This is a genomic window from Bradyrhizobium sp. CCBAU 65884 (assembly GCF_028128835.1).
GTDB classification, from domain to species: domain Bacteria; phylum Pseudomonadota; class Alphaproteobacteria; order Rhizobiales; family Xanthobacteraceae; genus Bradyrhizobium; species Bradyrhizobium ottawaense.
Genome location: NZ_LBJU01000093.1, coordinates 15,001 through 31,680, shown reverse-complemented (window position 1 = coordinate 31,680; position 16,680 = coordinate 15,001). Strand labels below are relative to the sequence as shown.

16 protein-coding genes (1 of these 16 only partly in view) are annotated in these 16,680 nt (G+C 64.7%); 9 read left to right on the top strand and 7 right to left on the bottom strand.

Annotated elements, in window-relative coordinates:
- Positions 1 to 18: 18 nt before the first annotated feature.
- From XI03_RS07425 to XI03_RS07410, 4 genes are all read right to left on the bottom strand, one after another.
- Positions 19 to 1,890: an AMP-binding protein gene (locus XI03_RS07425; RefSeq protein WP_271591735.1), complete on the bottom strand. Its 1,872-nt coding sequence runs from the start codon at positions 1,888 to 1,890 to the stop codon at positions 19 to 21.
- Between the two features lie 43 nt (positions 1,891 to 1,933).
- Complete coding sequence (locus XI03_RS07420; RefSeq protein WP_028139959.1) at positions 1,934 to 2,740, bottom strand: enoyl-CoA hydratase/isomerase family protein; 807 nt, start codon at positions 2,738 to 2,740, stop codon at positions 1,934 to 1,936.
- Between the two features lie 186 nt (positions 2,741 to 2,926).
- Complete coding sequence (locus tag XI03_RS07415) at positions 2,927 to 3,685, bottom strand: SDR family NAD(P)-dependent oxidoreductase (RefSeq protein ID WP_271591734.1); 759 nt, start codon at positions 3,683 to 3,685, stop codon at positions 2,927 to 2,929.
- Positions 3,686 to 3,740: 55 nt separating this feature from the next.
- Positions 3,741 to 4,400 carry a TetR family transcriptional regulator gene (locus XI03_RS07410; RefSeq protein WP_173019825.1) on the bottom strand — a complete coding sequence of 220 codons (660 nt, stop codon included), beginning with the start codon at positions 4,398 to 4,400 and terminating at the stop codon, positions 3,741 to 3,743.
- 150 nt (positions 4,401 to 4,550) lie between these two features.
- Here XI03_RS07410 and XI03_RS07405 point away from each other — a divergent pair, with 150 nt between their 5' ends.
- Positions 4,551 to 5,723, top strand: a complete 1,173-nt coding sequence (locus tag XI03_RS07405; RefSeq protein ID WP_038950636.1) for an acetyl-CoA C-acetyltransferase — start codon at positions 4,551 to 4,553, stop codon at positions 5,721 to 5,723.
- Between the two features lie 178 nt (positions 5,724 to 5,901).
- Positions 5,902 to 7,446: an acyl-CoA synthetase gene (locus XI03_RS07400; protein ID WP_271591733.1), complete on the top strand. Its 1,545-nt coding sequence runs from the start codon at positions 5,902 to 5,904 to the stop codon at positions 7,444 to 7,446.
- A gap of 110 nt (positions 7,447 to 7,556) precedes the next feature.
- Here the strand turns inward: XI03_RS07400 and XI03_RS07395 are convergent, their stop codons facing one another.
- A complete protein-coding gene (locus XI03_RS07395; RefSeq protein ID WP_038974666.1) occupies positions 7,557 to 8,099 on the bottom strand; it encodes a methylated-DNA--[protein]-cysteine S-methyltransferase in 543 nt (180 codons plus the stop codon).
- 135 nt (positions 8,100 to 8,234) lie between these two features.
- Here XI03_RS07395 and XI03_RS07390 point away from each other — a divergent pair, with 135 nt between their 5' ends.
- Together XI03_RS07390 and XI03_RS07385 are read left to right on the top strand one after the other, a co-directional pair.
- Positions 8,235 to 9,053, top strand: coding sequence for an alpha/beta fold hydrolase (locus tag XI03_RS07390; protein ID WP_038950639.1), 819 nt, complete (start codon positions 8,235 to 8,237; stop codon positions 9,051 to 9,053).
- A gap of 2 nt (positions 9,054 to 9,055) precedes the next feature.
- Positions 9,056 to 9,868, top strand: a complete 813-nt coding sequence (locus tag XI03_RS07385) for an alpha/beta fold hydrolase (RefSeq protein ID WP_271591732.1) — start codon at positions 9,056 to 9,058, stop codon at positions 9,866 to 9,868.
- 40 nt (positions 9,869 to 9,908) lie between these two features.
- Here the strand turns inward: XI03_RS07385 and XI03_RS07380 are convergent, their stop codons facing one another.
- The gene (locus tag XI03_RS07380; RefSeq protein ID WP_038950641.1) at positions 9,909 to 10,364 is read right to left on the bottom strand and encodes a carboxymuconolactone decarboxylase family protein; all 456 of its coding nucleotides are present in this window, start codon (positions 10,362 to 10,364) and stop codon (positions 9,909 to 9,911) included.
- 99 nt (positions 10,365 to 10,463) lie between these two features.
- Between XI03_RS07380 and XI03_RS07375 the strand changes: the two genes are divergently transcribed.
- The 5 genes from XI03_RS07375 to XI03_RS07355 all read left to right on the top strand — a co-directional run bounded on the left by XI03_RS07375 (position 10,464) and on the right by XI03_RS07355 (position 15,880).
- Positions 10,464 to 11,333, top strand: coding sequence for a sigma-70 family RNA polymerase sigma factor (locus tag XI03_RS07375; RefSeq protein WP_271591731.1), 870 nt, complete (start codon positions 10,464 to 10,466; stop codon positions 11,331 to 11,333).
- Positions 11,334 to 11,511: 178 nt separating this feature from the next.
- Complete coding sequence (locus tag XI03_RS07370; protein ID WP_038974671.1) at positions 11,512 to 12,189, top strand: GntR family transcriptional regulator; 678 nt, start codon at positions 11,512 to 11,514, stop codon at positions 12,187 to 12,189.
- Positions 12,190 to 12,332: 143 nt separating this feature from the next.
- Positions 12,333 to 13,133 carry a phytanoyl-CoA dioxygenase family protein gene (locus XI03_RS07365; RefSeq protein WP_038950644.1) on the top strand — a complete coding sequence of 267 codons (801 nt, stop codon included), beginning with the start codon at positions 12,333 to 12,335 and terminating at the stop codon, positions 13,131 to 13,133.
- Positions 13,134 to 13,294: 161 nt separating this feature from the next.
- The gene (locus XI03_RS07360) at positions 13,295 to 14,608 is read left to right on the top strand and encodes an NAD(P)H-dependent oxidoreductase (protein ID WP_271591730.1); all 1,314 of its coding nucleotides are present in this window, start codon (positions 13,295 to 13,297) and stop codon (positions 14,606 to 14,608) included.
- A gap of 183 nt (positions 14,609 to 14,791) precedes the next feature.
- A complete protein-coding gene (locus XI03_RS07355; protein WP_028139955.1) occupies positions 14,792 to 15,880 on the top strand; it encodes a TRAP transporter substrate-binding protein in 1,089 nt (362 codons plus the stop codon).
- 215 nt (positions 15,881 to 16,095) lie between these two features.
- Here the strand turns inward: XI03_RS07355 and XI03_RS07350 are convergent, their stop codons facing one another.
- On the bottom strand, positions 16,096 to 16,680 hold the 3' portion of the coding sequence (locus tag XI03_RS07350) for a hypothetical protein (RefSeq protein WP_271591729.1). It continues 24 nt past the right edge of the window; only the last 585 of its 609 coding nucleotides appear in the window; its start codon lies beyond the right edge, outside the window; the stop codon is at positions 16,096 to 16,098.

Here is a 16,680-nt window from a genome sequence, read left to right as displayed (position 1 = left end):
GGTGAGCGAGTGTCGTCTTCATTTCAGCACGATCACATCCTGATCAGGCTTGTCGGCATAGAGCCGCTCGACCAGTGCCGCGCGGCGTTCGAGGCCGGCGCGCTGGTTGATGTAGCCCTTGTCGGTGAGTTCGTTGCCGTCGATCGAGGGCGGCTCGACCATCAGCATGGCGCGCGCGATGATGCGGCTGCTGGCACCTTCGCACTCCCTGTTGTGCGTCTCCAGCCCGCGCTTGAAGCAGGCGACGATCTCGGGGTGCTTCACTGCGTCCTCGAAGCTCAGCTCGGGATTGCCGACGAGTTGCCGGCAGGCGTGCAAATTGGGCCAGGCGAGCAGGCCGATGAACGGGCGGTCCTGCCCCGCGACCAGCGCGTCGTGCACGACAGGCGTGGCCGCCGCGATCGCATCGGTCCGCAGCGAGCCGACATGCACGAAGGTGCCGGTGGTGAGCTTGAAGTCTTCGACCACGCGGCCTGCAAAGATGATGCCCTTCACCGGATCGGCATCGTCGACGAAGATCCCGGCATCGCCGATGCAGTAAAAGCCTTCCTCGTCGAACATCTTCTTTGTCAGCTCAGACTGGCCGAAATAGCCCGGCGTAACGTTGACGCCGCGCAGCCGCAATTCGTATTTCGAGCCGCACGGCACCATCTTCAACTCGACGCCGGGGAATGGCAGGCCGATCAGGCCGACGCGCTCGGTGTCCCAATAGGTGCCGGTCGAGGTCGGCGCGGTCTCGGTCGAGCCCCAGCCGGTGTAGAACACGATGCGTTCGCCGGTGGTCTTGACGGCGAGAGCCTGCATGCGATCGTAGAGATCATCAGGCAGCCGCGCGCCGCCATAGGCCATGATCGACAGGTTCTTGAAGAACGAGCGGCAGAGCGCATCATCCTTTTCCATGGCGGCCGCGAGCGCCGCGTAACCGGCCGGTACATTGGCGTAGTAGGTCGGCGAGATCTCGCGCAGGTTTCGCAGCGTCTCCTCGAACTGGCCCGGCATCGGCCGGCCATCGTCGATATAGAGCGTGCCGCCATCGACCAGGATCGGGTGGAACGCCGCGTTGCCGCCCATGGTGTGATTCCAGGGCATCCAGTCCAGCATGGTCGCAACAGGACCATCAGGCGAGCGCGGCCGCACCTGCATCATCATCGCCGCATTGGCGCACATCATCTTCTGCGTGTTGATGACGGCCTTGGGCATGCCGGTCGAGCCTGAAGTGAACAGCAGCTTGCCGACGGTGTCGGGCGTGATCTTGGCGATCGACTCCTCGACGTCCTTGGTCACCGGAGTTGCCGCGAGCTCAGCAAAGCTGACGCTCTTGATGCCCTCACATGGCCGCGCGACGTGAACCACGGTGACGCCGGTGAGATCGATCGCCTTCAGTGCCTTCTCGAAGGTCGGGCCGTCCTGCACCATCACCACGGCCGGCTTGATCAGGTCGAACAGATACTTCAGCTTGACGTGATCGTGGCTCATCAAGGAATAGGCCGGCGACACCGGCGCCGCTGGCGAACGCGCCTGCATCGCGGCCTGCGTCATCAGCGCATGCTCGATCGAATTGCCGGAGAGGATCGCAACGGGCCGACCATCGAGTCCCAGGTTGAGCAGCCCTTGCGTCAGCGCATCCACGGTGCGCTTGGCTTCGCCATAGGACACCTTGCGCCATTCGCGGTTCGGACCGCCGCGCTGCGCCAGCCAGATGCGCTCGGGCGCTTCCTTCGCCCATTTCGCCAGCGATGCCGGAATGTGCTTCTCGTAAGCTTGCAGCGGAATGCGCGACTTCAGCACCACTGTGCCGTCGCTGCGGCGCTCGACGTCGATGTCGCGCGCGAGCCATTCGATCTTGCGAAAGGCGGGCTTCGTCATCACAGCCGCCGCGCTTCCACTCATTTTGCGTCTCCCGGAATTATCGTCCTTTGCGGATCGTTCTCGTTCAGCGCTTGATATAGACAGGCTTTCGCTTCTCAAGGAAGGCCCTGATGCCTTCCGAGAATTCCTCGGAACGGCTGCACAGGACCTGGTTGCGATCTTCCATGGCGATAACCGCCTCCAGCGATCCCGCATCGACGCTCATGTTGAGGCATTCCTTGGAGAGACGCAGGCCCACGGGCGACGCCGTCATCATCGCCTCGACATAGGGTTCGGCCGCCGCATCGAGCTTGTCTTCCTCGACGACCTCCGAGACCAGCCCGACCGCCAGCGCGCGCTCGGCGCCGATGAACCGGCCGGTGAGGATCAGCTCCGACGCCACGGACACGCCGACCAGCCGCGGCAGGAAATAGCTGGTGCCGATGTCGCAGCCGCCGAGGCCGAGCTTGATGAAGGCGCAGTTCATCCGCGCCGATTTCGTCGCGATGCGGATGTCGGAGGCAAGCGCCAGCGCAAAACCGCCGCCGGCCGCCGCGCCCTGCACGAGAGAGATGATTGGCTGCGGACAGCGCCGCATCAGCATCACGATGTCGGCGATGCGGCGCTGCGAGTCGAGCGACTCGGTGACGCCAGGCGGCTCCTGTTGCCCGGCCCGGCGGGCCATGGCCGCCTTGAGATCGAGGCCCGCGCAGAAATTCTTGCCGGCACCCTTCAGCACCACGACACGCGTGTCGCGGTTACGCTGGAGGCCCTGGAAATAAACGTTGAGCGCATCGATCAGCGCGGGATCGAGCGCGTTGAGGCTGTCAGGACGATTGAGCGTCACCCGGTCGACGCCGTCATCATGCTCAATCAGCAGCGGTTGGGACATGGGGGCCTCGTGCTAACCGCGAGTTGCGGCGCCGATTGCTGCGCCCTCTCCCCTTGTGGGAGAGGGCATGGACATCGCTAGCCACATGCTCGCTTCGGTGAGGGGTTTGTCTCCGCGGATAGAGACCCCTCATCCGGCGCTTCGCGCCACCTTCTCCCACAAGGGGAGAAGGAAGAGCAGCACCTACTATCGCGGCGCCATGCGGATGGCACCGTCGAGACGGATGGTCTCGCCGTTCAGCATCGGGTTCTCGACGATATGCACCGCGAGCGAGCCGTATTCCTTGGCGTCGCCAAGGCGCGAGGGATGCGGCACCTGCGCGCCCAGGCTCTTGCGGGCCTCCTCGTTCAGCCCCATCAGCAGCGGCGTGAAGAACAGGCCGGGAGCGATGGTGTTGACTCGGGTCTTCTGGCTGGCGAGATCGCGCGCGGCCGGCAAAGTCAAACCGACGACGCCGCCCTTCGAGGCCGAATAGGCGATCTGGCCGATCTGTCCTTCGTAAGCGGCAACCGAGGCCGTATTGATGATGACGCCGCGCTCTTCACCGACTGGCTCGATCGTGACGAGGCGCTCGGCGAACAGCCGCAGGCAGTTGAAGGTGCCGATCAGATTGACGTTGATGATGCGCGCGAACTTCTCCAGGGGATAGACGCCGTCGCGGCCGACGATGCGCTGCGAGCCGCCGATGCCGGCGCAGTTCATCAGCACCCGCGCAACGCCATGCGCGGCTTCCGCCTTGGCGATCGCGGCCTTGATCTGCTCTTCGCTGGTGACGTCGGCATGGAGCGCCACGCCCTTCACCTCGGCCGCGACCTTCTCGGCATTCTCCTTGTTCTGGTCGATCACGCCGATCCTGGCGCCCTTGGCCGCCATGGCGCGGGCGGTCGCCTCGCCGAGGCCCGAACCACCGCCGGTGATGAGAACGGCTACGTCTTTCAATTCCATGACAGGCTACCTTTCCTTGGACGTTTCTTCTCTAGACTTGAGAGTTGCGGCCGGATCATCCGGCCGCGGCAGCTTCCCCGGCTTGGGTGAGGATGCCGCCGCAGATCAGCGTTTCCATGTGCTTGATATATTGCCGGCAGACGTCGTCGGTGACCGGGCCGACGCCGGTCGCGCGGGACATCGCGTGCCGGCCAAAGAACAGATGATCGCAGGCGCCGATCAGGCTGGTGTAGAACAGCACGGGATCGGTGGCGCGAAATTCGCCCTGGCTGACGCCCTCGGCGAGCAGGCGGCGGTGAAAGTCGAGCAGCGGCGCCACGAAGAATTTTGAAACTTCGTCCGCGGAGCCGGCGACGCTCTCGTGCAGGAGATAGTGGATCAGCCGGTTCATATAGGGGAACCGGTGATAGGCGCGGATGATGCCGCCGATATGCAGCTTGAGCTTCGCCGTCGCCGTGATCGGCTGCGCCAGCAGATATTCGAGATTGGACATCTCGGTCGCGGCGTCCCGCGCGAGCAGTGCCAGCAGCAGGCCGTCCTTGTTGCCGAAGTGATATTTGACCAGCGCGGCGTTGGCGCCCGACTTCTGGGCGATGTCGCTGAGCGAGATCTCGATCGAGGAGCGTTCGATCATCAGCTCGCTCGCGGCCACGAGCAATTTCTCTGCCGTGGAATTTTTTCCGCTGGGGAGCCTGTTCGGTACGCTGGTAGCCACGGAGATCCCTGAATGCACCTCGAGAGGCACGCAGATAAGCCCAAGCAGCGCCTCATCACAAGAATTAATTGATCGATTGACTAAATCATCTTGCGTCCCTTAAATCCGCCCCGACAACCGACCCAATCAAGAATTCAGGGAGAAACCGACATGGCCGAGGCTTACATCGTCGCCGCTGCGCGTACCGCGGGCGGGCGCAAGGGGGGCCGTCTCGCTGGCTGGCATCCGGCCGATCTCGCGGCAAAAGTGCTGAACGAGCTGGTCGACCGCACCAAGGTCGATCCTGCGCTGGTCGAGGACGTGATCATGGGCTGCGTCATGCAGGTCGGCGAACAGTCCAACAATGTCGCGCGCAACGCGATCATGGCCTCGAAGCTGCCGGAGAGCGTGCCCGGCACCTCGATCGACCGCCAGTGCGGCTCCTCGCAGCAGGCACTGCACTTCGCCGCGCAAGCGGTGATGTCCGGCACCATGGACGTCGTGATCGCTGCCGGCGTGGAATCGATGACGCGCGTGCCGATGGGCCTGTCCTCGCAGCTTCCCGCCAAGAATGGCTTTGGCAATTACAAGAGCCCGGGCATCGAGCAGCGCTATCCCAACATCGTGTTCAGCCAGTTCACCGGCGCGGAGATGATGGCCGAGAAGTACGGCCTGTCGAAGGATGATCTGGACGAATATTCCTATAACAGCCATCAGCGCGCGATCGCGGCAACGCAAGCCGGCCACTTCAAGAAGGAGATCGTGCCGCTCGAGATCACCCGCGCCGACGGCAGCAAGGACACCCACCACATCGACGAGGGCATCCGCTTCGATGCCACCCTCGACGGCATCAAGGGCGTCAAGCTGATCGCCGAGAACGGCAAGCTGACCGCGGCCAGCGCCAGCCAGATCTGCGACGGCGCCTCCGGCGTGATGGTCGTCAACGAGCGCGGCCTCAAGCAGCTCGGCGTGAAGCCGCTGGCTCGCATCCATCATATGACCATGACTGGCGGCGATCCCGTCATCATGCTCGATGCCCCCCTGCACGCCACCAAGAAGGCGCTGGAAAAGGCCGGCATGAAGATCGGCGACATCGACCTGTTCGAGGTCAACGAGGCCTTCGCCTCGGTGCCCACGGGCTGGCTCAAGACCACCGGCGCCGATCCTGACAGGCTCAACGTCAACGGCGGCGCCATCGCGCTCGGCCATCCGCTCGGCGGCTCCGGCACCAAGCTGATGACAACGCTGGTCCACGCCCTGCACCAGCGCGGCAAGCGCTACGGCCTGCAGACCATGTGCGAAGGCGGCGGCATGGCCAACGTGACGATCGTGGAGCGATTGTAAGCTACTGCCGCCACACTAACGGTGTCGTCCCGGCGAAAGCCGGGACCCATACCGCGAAATCTATCGATAGTGGTTGGTCGCAGTACCGAACGACGATCCTCTGCCAAACGACGCCCTGTGGTTATGGGTCCCGGCTTTCGCCGGGACGACATCTCGTGTGCCTTTGGGACCTGCGCTCATGACTCACCCCTCCATCCACGCCCGCACCACGCCCGACAAGATCGCCTACCGGATGGCCGGCACCGGCAAGGCGATCACCTATCGCGAGCTCGACGAGCTTTCGAACCAGGGCGCGCATCTGTTCCGCTCGCTCGGCCTCACGGCCGGCGACCACATCGCGCTGCTGATGGAGAACCGCCTCGCCTTCATGGAGCTGTGCTGGGCCGCGCAGCGGAGCGGGCTCTATTACACCGCGATCAGCCGCTATCTGAAGCAGGACGAGATCGACTACATCATCGCTGATTGCGGCGCCAAGGTCGTGATCACCACGCCGAAATGCGCCGACCAGATCAAAGGCCTGATCAAGGGCACCCCCGGCGAGCCGGTCTTCTACATGATGGACGAGCCACAGCCCGGCTTCCGCTCCTACGACAAGGAGGCCGCGGCGCAGCCGACCACGCCGATTGCGGATGAGGTCGCCGGCTACGACATGCTGTATTCGTCCGGCACCACCGGCCGGCCCAAAGGCATCAAGAAGGCGTTCGAAGGCAACAGGATCGACGTGCCGAACGCCTTCCTGCGCGTGCTCTGCGCCGACATGTGCGGCATGAACGCAGAGAGCACCTATCTCTCGCCTGCGCCGCTCTATCACGCGGCTCCCTTGCGCTTCAACATGATGGCGGTCGTGCTCGGCGGCACCTCCATCATCATGGAGCATTTCGACGCCGAGGAATTCCTCAAGCTCGTCGAGAAATACAAGGTCACCCAATCACAGCTGGTGCCGACCATGTTCGTGCGCATGCTGAAGCTGCCGGACGAGGTTCGCAACCGATACAACGTCTCCACGCTCAAGGGCGCGATCCACGCCGCCGCTCCCTGCCCGATCGACGTCAAGGCGAAGATGATCGAATGGTGGGGGCCGATCCTGATCGAGTATTACGCGGGCTCGGAAGGCAACGGCGTCACCGTCTGCAATTCGCAACAATGGCTGGAGCATCGCGGCAGCGTCGGCCGCGCCGTGGTCGGCAAGATCAAGATTCTGGACGAGAACGACGAGGAGCAACCGCTCGGCGAGATCGGCACGGTCTATTTCGCCGACGCGCCCGCGTTCACCTATCACAACGCCCCCGAGAAGACGAAGAAGGCCTACAACGCGAAAGGATGGTCGACGCTCGGCGATGTCGGCTATCTCGACAAGGAGGGCTTCCTCTATCTCACCGACCGCAAGTCCTACATGATCATCTCGGGCGGCGTGAACATCTACCCGCAGGAGACCGAGGACGTGCTGATCACCCACCCCGACGTCGCCGACGTTGCGGTGTTCGGCGTGCCGAACGAGGAGATGGGTGAAGAGGTGAAGGCGGTGGTGCAGCCGCACGACATGAGCCGCGCCGGCAAGGCGCTCGAGGCCGATTTGATCGCCTATTGCAAGGGCCGCCTCTCCGCCATCAAGTGCCCGCGTTCGATCGATTTCGAAGCGGAGCTGCCGCGCACGCCGACGGGCAAGTTGGTGAAGCGGCATTTGCGCGATAAATATTGGCCGAAGACGGCGGCGAAGATTTAGCACTCGGTTCGTAGGGTGGGTTAGCGAAGCGTAACCCACCTCTTCTGCTTCTGCGGAGACAAAGGTGGTGGGTTACGCCTTCGGCTAACCCACCCTACGCTGCCGTAGTCTCAATCAAACAAACTCGGCGTGTGGTTCACCAGCGCGCCTTCGATCTCGAGCATCTTCAGCTTCGTCACCACGCCGCCATTGGCCGAGAAGCCGCCGGGCTTGTTGCCGGCAGCCAGCACGCGATGGCAGGGCACGACGATCGGGCACGGGTTGTGGCCGAGCGCCTGGCCGACGTCGCGCGACAGCTGGACGCCGCCGAGCTGCTTGGCGATGTCGCCATAGGTGAGGGTCTTGCCGGGCGGGATGGCGCGGGCGATCTCGTAGACGCCGCGGTTGAACTCGGGCACGCCGTCGAGATCGAGCTCGATATCGGTGAGGTCATCCGGCTCGCCCGCGAGCAGTTTTGTCATGCGGTCGATCGCCTCTTGCACCTCAGGGGTCGGCTCGGCCTCAACGGCATCACCGTGGCGCTGGCTGATGCGGGTGCGGATCTTCTGCTCGCCGCCCATCGGCAATTGCGTGCCGTTGATGCCGCGCGGGCCCCAGGCGATGGCGCAGAGGCCGATCCTGGTGTCGAACAGGGCGAAATGCTGGTCGGTCATGGCTTGGTTCCTGGCTTGCGTTGCCTCGCATGCCCCCAATGTGATCTCGGGCCAAATCTAGGCTTGGAAATAGTTGCGATCCACCCGGTTTCCGGGAATCTTGCACAGGAGTTCCAACCCCTTCGCGAGCTAAGAATGCAGAGCCTCCACGTCAACGGATACGACATGCCCTATCTCGATGTGGGCGAGGACAGCGGCCGGCCGCCGCTGGTCTGCGTGCACGGCTCGCTCAACGACTTCCGGGCCTGGGGCTGCGTGCTCGGCCCACTGACCCAACGGCACCGGGTGATCGCTGTCAGCCTGCGGCACTTCTTCCCGGCGCGATGGGACGGCATCGGCGACACCTACTCGATCGCCCAGCATGTCGACGACGTCATCGCCTTCATCGAGAAGCTCGATCTCGGCCCAGTCGACCTGATGGGCCATTCCCGCGGCGGGCACATCTGTTTCCGCGTGGCGCAGCGGCGGCCAGATCTGTTGCGGCGGCTGATTTTGGCCGAGCCCGGCGGCGAACTCGATGCGAGCCTCGACCCCGATTATGCCGGCGGGCCCTCGCCGCTCCTGGCGCGCTTCGTGGCCTCGGCCGAGAAGATCGCCGCCGGCGATGTCGACGGCGGCCTCGCCGTGTTCGTGGACACGCTGGAAGGCGCCGGCACCTGGCCGCGGCTGCCGGCGATGGTGAAGCAGAATTTGCGCGATAATGCCTATACGCTGATCGGGCAGGTCCGTGACAACCGCCCGCCGTTCTCGAAGGCGGATGCGGAGCAGATCAAGATGCCAACGCTGTTCATCCTGGGGGCGCGGACCAAGGGCCTGCTGCCGAAGGTGCTGCATGCGCTCGCCGCGCATGTGCCCTATTCCAAGACGGCGATCATCCCGAACGCGACGCATCCGATGTTCGAGCAGGCGCCGCAAAAATACTCCGAAGTGGTCCTGGATTTTCTGGCGAGCTGACCATGCAGACATTCCACGTCAACGGTTACGACATGGCCTATCTCGAAGTCGGAGATGGCCATCCGCTGGTCTGCGTGCACGGCACGCTCGGCGACTTCCGCACCTGGTATTCGGTGCTCGGCCCGCTGTCGAAGACGCATCGGGTGATCTCGGTCAGCCTGCGGCATTTCTTCCCCGAGCATTGGGACGCCGTCGGCGACGATTACAAGATGGCGCAGCATGTCGCCGATATGATCGCCTTCATCGAGCAAGTGAGGCCCGGCCCCGTCGACCTGATGGGTCATTCGCGCGGCGGACACATCGCGTTTCGCGTGGCGCAGGCGCGGCCTGATCTGGTGCGAAAGCTGGTGCTGGCCGAGCCGGGCGGCGATCTCGACGCATCGCTGCCGGTGCCGGAAGGCACGCCCGCGCATCCGCCGCTGGCCGCGCGCACCGCGCGATCGGTCGAGATGATCCGCGCCGGCGATATCGAGGCCGCGCTGCAGAATTTCTACGAGGGCATCGAGGGTGACGGCTCGTGGCGGCGCGTGCCGGCAGCGGCAAAGCAGCAGCTGCGCGACAACGCGCTGACGTTCCTCGGCCAGATCAACGAGCAGCGCAGGCCCTACACGCTCAGCGATGCGCAGGCGATCCGGACGCCGACGCTGCTGATCGGTGGGGGGGCGACAACGGGAAGCCTCTCGGTGATGTGGCGCGTGCTTGCCGAGCATATCGCAGGTGCCCGGACGGCGGTGATTCCGAACGCCGGCCACTGGATGTTCGAGCAGGCCCCGCTGGAGTTCGGCGAAGTGGTGAGCAGGTTCCTGGCGGAATAGGAGCTCTCCCCGCAAGCGGGGAGAGGCAAGGAAAGAGACCTCACACCTTCCAAACGCCGACCGGCATCTTGATCGTCGCGTTCAGCCGGTTCCAGACGTTGATAGTGGCAATCGAGAGGACCAGCGTTGCGAGCTCGCGCTCGTCGAAATGCTTGTCGGCCTCGTTCCAGATTGCGTCGGGCACCGGATCCTCGCGATCGGCGAGACGCGTGACGGCCTCGGTCAGCGCCAGCGCGGCGCGCTCGGCGTCGGTGAAATAGGGCGCATCGCGCCAGGCGGACACGGCGAACAGGCGCTCGTCGGTCTCGCCCAGCTTGCGGGCGATCTTGGGATGCATGTCGACACAGACGCTGCAACCGTTGATCTGGCTGGCGCGCAGGTGCACCAGTTCCAGGAGCTTTTCCGGCAGACCCTGCTTGGTCAGATTACCGAGGGACTGCAGGACATTCATGGCCTCGGGGAGGACCATGACAGGGTGATTCATGCGGGCGTGCATCTTTTTCGTCTCCATCGCTCGAATTGCGAAGGTTCCGGTCACATCGGCCGGATTGGCTTCGTCATGGGCATGACGGATCGCGACGAGGGAATGTGACCGATGACCGAAAAAAACTTCGAAGACAATTTTCTCAGCCACCAGTTCGAGGCCAGCAGGGACCATCTGCGCGCGGTCGCCTACCGGATGCTGGGCTCCGGCGCAGAGGTCGACGATGCCGTGCAGGAGGCCTGGCTGCGGGTCAGCCGCTACGACATGTCCGATGTCGCGAATTTGCGCGGCTGGCTGACGACCGTGGTCGCGCGCATCTGCCTCGACATGCTGCGCGCGCGGAAGTCGCGCAAGGAAGAGCCGATGGGCCCGCATGTGCCGGAGCCGGTCGACGAAACGCGGGAGCGCGAAGCGGAGATGGCCGATTCCGTCGGCGCGGCGCTGCTCGTCGTGCTCGAGACTTTGCAGCCGGCGGAGCGGCTGGCCTTCGTGCTGCACGACATGTTCGCAGTGCCCTTCGAGGAGATCGCGCCGATCGTCGGCCGCTCGGTCGACGCGTCGCGACAGCTTGCAAGCCGGGCGCGGCGGCGCGTGCAGGGGGCACCGGTGCCCGAGACCGACCTGTCGCGCCAGCGCGGAATCGTCGATGCTTTCCTCAAGGCATCGCGCGAGGGCAATTTCGAGGGGCTGCTCGCCGTGCTCGATCCCGACGTCGTATTCCGCGCCGATCAGGCCGCGGTGCGGCTCGGCTCGCTGCCGGAGATCCGCGGCGCGGACGCGGTCGCGCAGCTCTACAAGGGCCGCGCCCGGGCCGCGCGGACGGCACTGGTCGACGGCGAGATCGGCGTTGCCGTCATTCTCGGCGGACAGCTGCGCATCGCGCTGCGTGTGACGTTCAACGGCGAACGTATTGCCGGGATCGAGGCGCTGGCGGATGCGGAAGGGATCGCCGCGCTGGAGGTGGAGGTCCTGGAGGGCTGAGGCGGGCGCCTTTTTGCGAAAACAACCCCATGCACAGTAGACGGGCACAGTAATATCAATGACTTAGTGGAGCAGCACGGGGCGCCATGGCGTGGGCGCGGAGCCCGTCTTGACGCCCTTCCCCTCCCGCGATACCGTCGAATACGGAATTCCGTATTCCCTCGTAGGAGCCGCCGGCGTGATCCCTCTCGACCCGCTCCCGAACCTGATCGACCAGGTCTATGCCCGGATCCTGGAGGCGATCTCCGACCGCACGCTTCAGCCCGGCCAGCGCATCCGGCAGAACGAGCTCGCCGACAGGCTCGGCGTGTCGCGCCAGCCTGTCTCGCATGCGCTGCACCTGCTGCACCGCCAGGGTCTGGTCGCCGAGAGCGGACGGCGCGGCTTTGAGGTCACCCAGCTCGATCCCGCGCGCATCCGCCAGCTCTACGAGGTGCGCGGCGCGATCGACGCGCTGGCCGCGCGGCTTGCGGCGAAGCGCGCCGCCAGCGACGCGGCAGGACGCGCACGGCTGGAGGCTGCGTTCGCCGCGGGGCGCGGCATCGACCGCAACACGACACTCACTGAACTGATCGTGCTCGACGTGGATTTTCACCGCGCGATCTATCAGCTCGCCGGGAATCCCGTGATCGAGGAGACCATTGCGCCGCAATGGCCGCACATGCGCCGCTCGATGGCGACGGTGCTGTCGGAGCTCGACTACCGCGGCAGCGCCTGGGCCGAACATGCCGATATCGCCGGACACATTCTCGCGGGCGACGTGAAGGCGGCCGAAGCCGCCGCGCTGGCGCATGCGCAGACGGCGGGACGGATGACTGAGGAGAGATTGAGGGCGAGCGAAGAGGCGGCGGCGTAGCGGCAAACGCCGTCATTCCGGGCGCGCGACAGCGCGACCCGGAATCCATCGGGCCTCAGAAACTGCGGAGAAATGGATTCCGGGCTCGCGACTTCGTCGCGCCCCGGAATGACAAAAACAAACAAAACAGGAGGAAACGGCCCATGAAACTGTCTCAGGAGCAATTGGAGTTCTTCCACCGCGAGGGCTGGCTGTTCCTGCCCGAGCTGTTCAGCCAGGAAGAGGTCGATCTGCTGGCGCGCGAGGCGGTCGGCATTTACGACGCAAACCGTCCCGAAGTCTGGCGCGAGAAGAGCGGCGCGCCGCGCACGGCTTTTGCCGCGCATCTCTACAATGAGGCGTTCGGCCTCCTCGGCGCGCATCCGCGCATGATCGATCCGGTCGAGCAGCTGTTCGGCGAGCCCGTCTACATGCACCAGTTCAAGATCAACGCGAAATCGGCCTTCACCGGCGATGTCTGGCAATGGCACCAGGATTACGGCACCTGGAAGCGCGACGACGGCATGCCGGAGCCGCGCGCCATGAACATTGCGATCTTCCTCGACGAGGTGATGCCGATCAACGGCCCCCTGATGCTGGTGCCGCGCAGCCAGAATGCCGGCGATCTCCAGGCCTCGCATGATCTCGCCACCACCTCCTATCCGCTGTGGACGCTGGACGAGGCGACGGTGACGCGGCTGGTGAAGGAGGGCGGCATCGTGGCGCCGACCGGCAAGCCGGGGGGCATGCTGATGTTCCACGGCAATCTCGTGCACGGCTCGGCCGGCAACATCACGCCCTTCCCACGCAAGATCGTGTACCTGACGCTGAACGCCGTCTCGAACTACATCCGCAATCCCACGCGGCCGGACTACATCGCGCATCGCGACTTCGCCCCGATCAAGACGGTGGACGACGACGCGCTGCTGCGGCTTGCCCGTGCACCAAGGCAAGCGGCGGAGTAGTCTCTCACTGTCATTCCGGGGCGACGCGTAGCGTCGAGCCCGGAATCCATAACCACCATCGGGAATATGGATTCCGGGCTCGCGACTTCGTCGCGCCCCGGATGGCGACGTTGATAGTTCGCGTGGTCCCCCGATCACAACTGCAATCCTGGACATTTCCCATGAACCTCTTCCGCCTCCTCCAGGCCCGCGCCTCCGCCGGCAAGCCCGTTCGTGTCGCGCTGATCGGCGCGGGCAAGTTCGGCTCGATGTTTCTGGCGCAGGTGCCCCACACGCCGGGGCTGGAAGTGCCCATCATCGTCGACATCGACCGCGACCGCGCACGCGAGGCCTGCCGCACGGTCGGCTGGAGCTCTGAGCGGATCGCCGCAACGGTCTTCACCGATGACGGCGCGCGCGCCATTGCCGGCGGCGCGATGGACGTGGTGGTGGAGGCGACCGGAAATCCCGCCGTCGGGATCAGGCATGCGCGCGCCGCGATCGCGGCGGGCAAGCATATCGTGATGGTCAACGTCGAGGCCGATGTGCTGGCAGGTCCGCTGCTCGCCGAGGAAGCGCGCAAGGCGGGCGTGGTCTATTCGCTCGCCTATGGCGACCAGCCCGCATTGACCGCGGAGATGGTCGACTGGGCCCGCGCCACAGGTTTCCGCGTGGTCGCCGCCGGCAAGGGGACAAAATACCTGCCGGCCTATCACGACGTGACGCCTGACGGCGTCTGGCAGCATTACGGCCTCACCGCGGGCGATGCACAATCGGCCGGCATGAATCCGCAGATGTTCAACTCCTTCCTCGACGGCACCAAATCGGCGATCGAGATGGCTGCGATCGCCAATGCCAGCGCCCTCGACGTACCCGCGGACGGCCTGCTGTTTCCGCCCTGCGGCGTCGACGACCTCCCGCACATCATGCGGCCGCGCTCGCGCGGCGGCGTGCTGGATCGGGCGGGCCTGGTGGAGGTCGTGTCCTCGCTCGAGCGCGACGGACGGCCGGTGTTTCGCGACCTGCGCTGGGGCGTCTATGTCGTGCTGGAGGCGCCGAACGACTACGCCGCCGACTGCTTCAGGCAATACGGCCTCAAGACCGACGCCAGCGGACGCTATGCTGCAATGTACAAGCCCTATCATCTGATCGGGCTCGAGCTGAATATCTCGGTGCTGTCGGCCGCGCTGCGCGGCGAGCCAACCGGTCAGGCCAGCGGCTTCCGGGGCGACGTCGCAGCGGTCGCCAAGCGCAATCTGCGCGCGGGCGAGATGCTGGACGGCGAAGGGGGCTACACGGTGTGGGGCAAGCTGGTACCGGCGGCAGCAAGCCTGAAGGCCGGCGCCTTGCCGATCGGACTTGCGCATCGCCTGAAGCTGAAACACGACGTCGCACACGGCGCGGTGGTGCACTGGAGTGACGTCGAGTTCGACGCGGGCAATGAGACGGTGAAGGTTCGAAAGGCCATGGAAGCCGCGTTCGCAGCGCAGCATTGAACGGCAGCGACGATAGCGCAACCAAAGTGCGCTTGATTTGCGCTCCCCCTTTGGTCATCCTGACCGCGATCCGGGACATCCAAATCTCGGACGCCAAGAAACGTCGGCCAGCGGCGAAGATAAAGCGACGCAAGATCGCGATCCCTCGTCGAGGACACGACATCACAGGAAGAGGGGAGACGCATGGAACGTCGTAAGTTTCTGACGGCAGGCGGGCTGGGCCTGGCCGCGAGTGCAGTTGCCGCGCCGGCCGTTGCACAATCGATGCCCGAGGTGAAATGGCGGCTGGCGGCGAGCTGGCCAAAATCACTCGATACGCTCTATGGCGGCTGCGAATATTTCTGCAAACGCGTCGCTGAGATCACCGACAACCGCTTCCAGATCCAGCCCTTTGCCGCCGGCGAAATCGTGCCGGGCCTGCAAGTGCTCGACGCCGTCTCGAACGGCACCGTCGAGATCGGCAACACTGCGCTCTATTACTATTGGGGCAAGAACCCGGCATTCACCTTCGGCACGTCGCTGCCGTTTGGTCTCAACACCCGCCAGCACATCTCCTGGCTGTTGTGGAATGGCGGTCAGGAGATGCTCAACGATCTGCTGAAGGAGCATAATGCGATCGGCGTTCCGACAGGCTCGACCGGTGCCCAGATGGGCGGCTGGTTCCGCAAGGAGATCAAGACCGTCGACGATCTCAAGGGCCTGAAATTCCGCGTCGGCGGGTTCGCCGGCACCATCATCTCGAAGCTCGGCGGCGTGCCGCAGCAGATCGCGGCCGGCGACATCTATCCGGCGCTGGAGAAGGGCACGATCGACGCGGCCGAGTGGGTGGGCCCGTATGACGATGAGAAGCTCGGCTTTGTGAAGGTCGCGAAGTACTACTACTATCCGGGCTGGTGGGAAGGCACCGGCCAGGGCCACAACATCATGAATCTCGAGAAGTGGAATGCGCTGCCGAAACATTATCAGGCGGCGATTTCGGCGGCCTCGCTCGATACCTTCACCTGGGTGACCGGCAAGTACGACTCGGTCAATCCGCCCGCGCTCAAGCGGCTGCTCGCCGCCGGCGCGATCCTCAAGCCATTCCCCCAGGAGGTGCTCGAGGCCTGCTATGGCGCGGCGGGCGAGATCTACGCCGATCTCGCCAAGAGCAATCCGCATTTCGGCAAGATGTATGCGAGCCTGACCGCCTACCGGGCCGACTCGCTGGCCTGGATGCAGGTCGCCGAGCTCAGCTTCGACAGCTTCATGATGCGGATGCGGACGCGGACGTAATCGCACTGCGCTGCGAGGCGCGAAACGACAAAAGCCCCGGAGATGTCCCCGGGGCTTTTCTGTTGCGTCGATGAAGACATCGTAGGGTGGGCAGAGGCGCGACAGCGCCGTGCCCACGATCTCACGCATGTGGACAGGGATGGTGGGCACGCTTCCGCTTTGCCCACCCTACGGCAGTGATTGCGTGGCGCGAGCAATCGCGCCGCAGACCTTGCTCAATTCTCGTCATCGCCGAGCGCTGCGACCAGCTTGTCGTAGTACTTGGCGACGAGCTCGATGTTGGCCTTGTTCTCGACCGCAGGCGCCGGCGTCTTCAGCGCCTCGTTGAGCTCGTCGAGCGCTTCCTTCTTGTCCTTGGCCGGCATCTTCTTGTCGGCCTGGAGCTGCGCGATCTGCGCCTTGATCACGGCTTCGGGGCCGACATATTTCTTGGTCGCGGGATCGAAGCCGCCGATCACCAGGCTGATGTTGTCGACGACGTTGTTGTAGTCGTCATAGCCGGCAAAGCCGTGCTTCTTGGCGGCGCCGTCGAGCTGCGCGATCACCTTCTGGTCGGGCGCGGTGTTTTCAGGGAGTTTCTCCGTGATCGCGTCCATGTCCTTTTGCGCAGCGAGCACGCCATCGAGCTGCTTATCCGTCAACGCGATCTGCTTGAGCGCCGGAGCCTGAGCGGGCGCAGCCTGCGGGGCCGGTGCTGTCTGTTGAGCCGGCGCGGCCTGCTGTTTGGCTTGCGCGAATGCAGAGTCGGACGAGGCGAGCGATGCCGCGGACAGAAGGCACGCGACGCCGAACGCGGTGAG

What these genes read in the sequence shown, in the direction of transcription:
- XI03_RS07420 (WP_028139959.1), bottom strand. Translation starts at nt 2,740, where the DNA reads ATGTCCCAACCGCTGCTGATTGAGCATGATGACGGCGTCGACCGGGTG.
- XI03_RS07425 (WP_271591735.1), bottom strand. Translation starts at nt 1,890, where the DNA reads ATGAGTGGAAGCGCGGCGGCTGTGATGACGAAGCCCGCCTTTCGCAAG.
- XI03_RS07375 (WP_271591731.1), top strand. Translation starts at nt 10,464, where the DNA reads ATGACCGAAAAAAACTTCGAAGACAATTTTCTCAGCCACCAGTTCGAG.
- XI03_RS07360 (WP_271591730.1), top strand. Translation starts at nt 13,295, where the DNA reads ATGAACCTCTTCCGCCTCCTCCAGGCCCGCGCCTCCGCCGGCAAGCCC.
- XI03_RS07385 (WP_271591732.1), top strand. Translation starts at nt 9,056, where the DNA reads ATGCAGACATTCCACGTCAACGGTTACGACATGGCCTATCTCGAAGTC.
- XI03_RS07380 (WP_038950641.1), bottom strand. Translation starts at nt 10,364, where the DNA reads ATGCACGCCCGCATGAATCACCCTGTCATGGTCCTCCCCGAGGCCATG.
- XI03_RS07390 (WP_038950639.1), top strand. Translation starts at nt 8,235, where the DNA reads ATGCAGAGCCTCCACGTCAACGGATACGACATGCCCTATCTCGATGTG.
- XI03_RS07365 (WP_038950644.1), top strand. Translation starts at nt 12,333, where the DNA reads ATGAAACTGTCTCAGGAGCAATTGGAGTTCTTCCACCGCGAGGGCTGG.
- XI03_RS07415 (WP_271591734.1), bottom strand. Translation starts at nt 3,685, where the DNA reads ATGGAATTGAAAGACGTAGCCGTTCTCATCACCGGCGGTGGTTCGGGC.
- XI03_RS07405 (WP_038950636.1), top strand. Translation starts at nt 4,551, where the DNA reads ATGGCCGAGGCTTACATCGTCGCCGCTGCGCGTACCGCGGGCGGGCGC.
- XI03_RS07395 (WP_038974666.1), bottom strand. Translation starts at nt 8,099, where the DNA reads ATGACCGACCAGCATTTCGCCCTGTTCGACACCAGGATCGGCCTCTGC.
- XI03_RS07400 (WP_271591733.1), top strand. Translation starts at nt 5,902, where the DNA reads ATGACTCACCCCTCCATCCACGCCCGCACCACGCCCGACAAGATCGCC.
- XI03_RS07355 (WP_028139955.1), top strand. Translation starts at nt 14,792, where the DNA reads ATGGAACGTCGTAAGTTTCTGACGGCAGGCGGGCTGGGCCTGGCCGCG.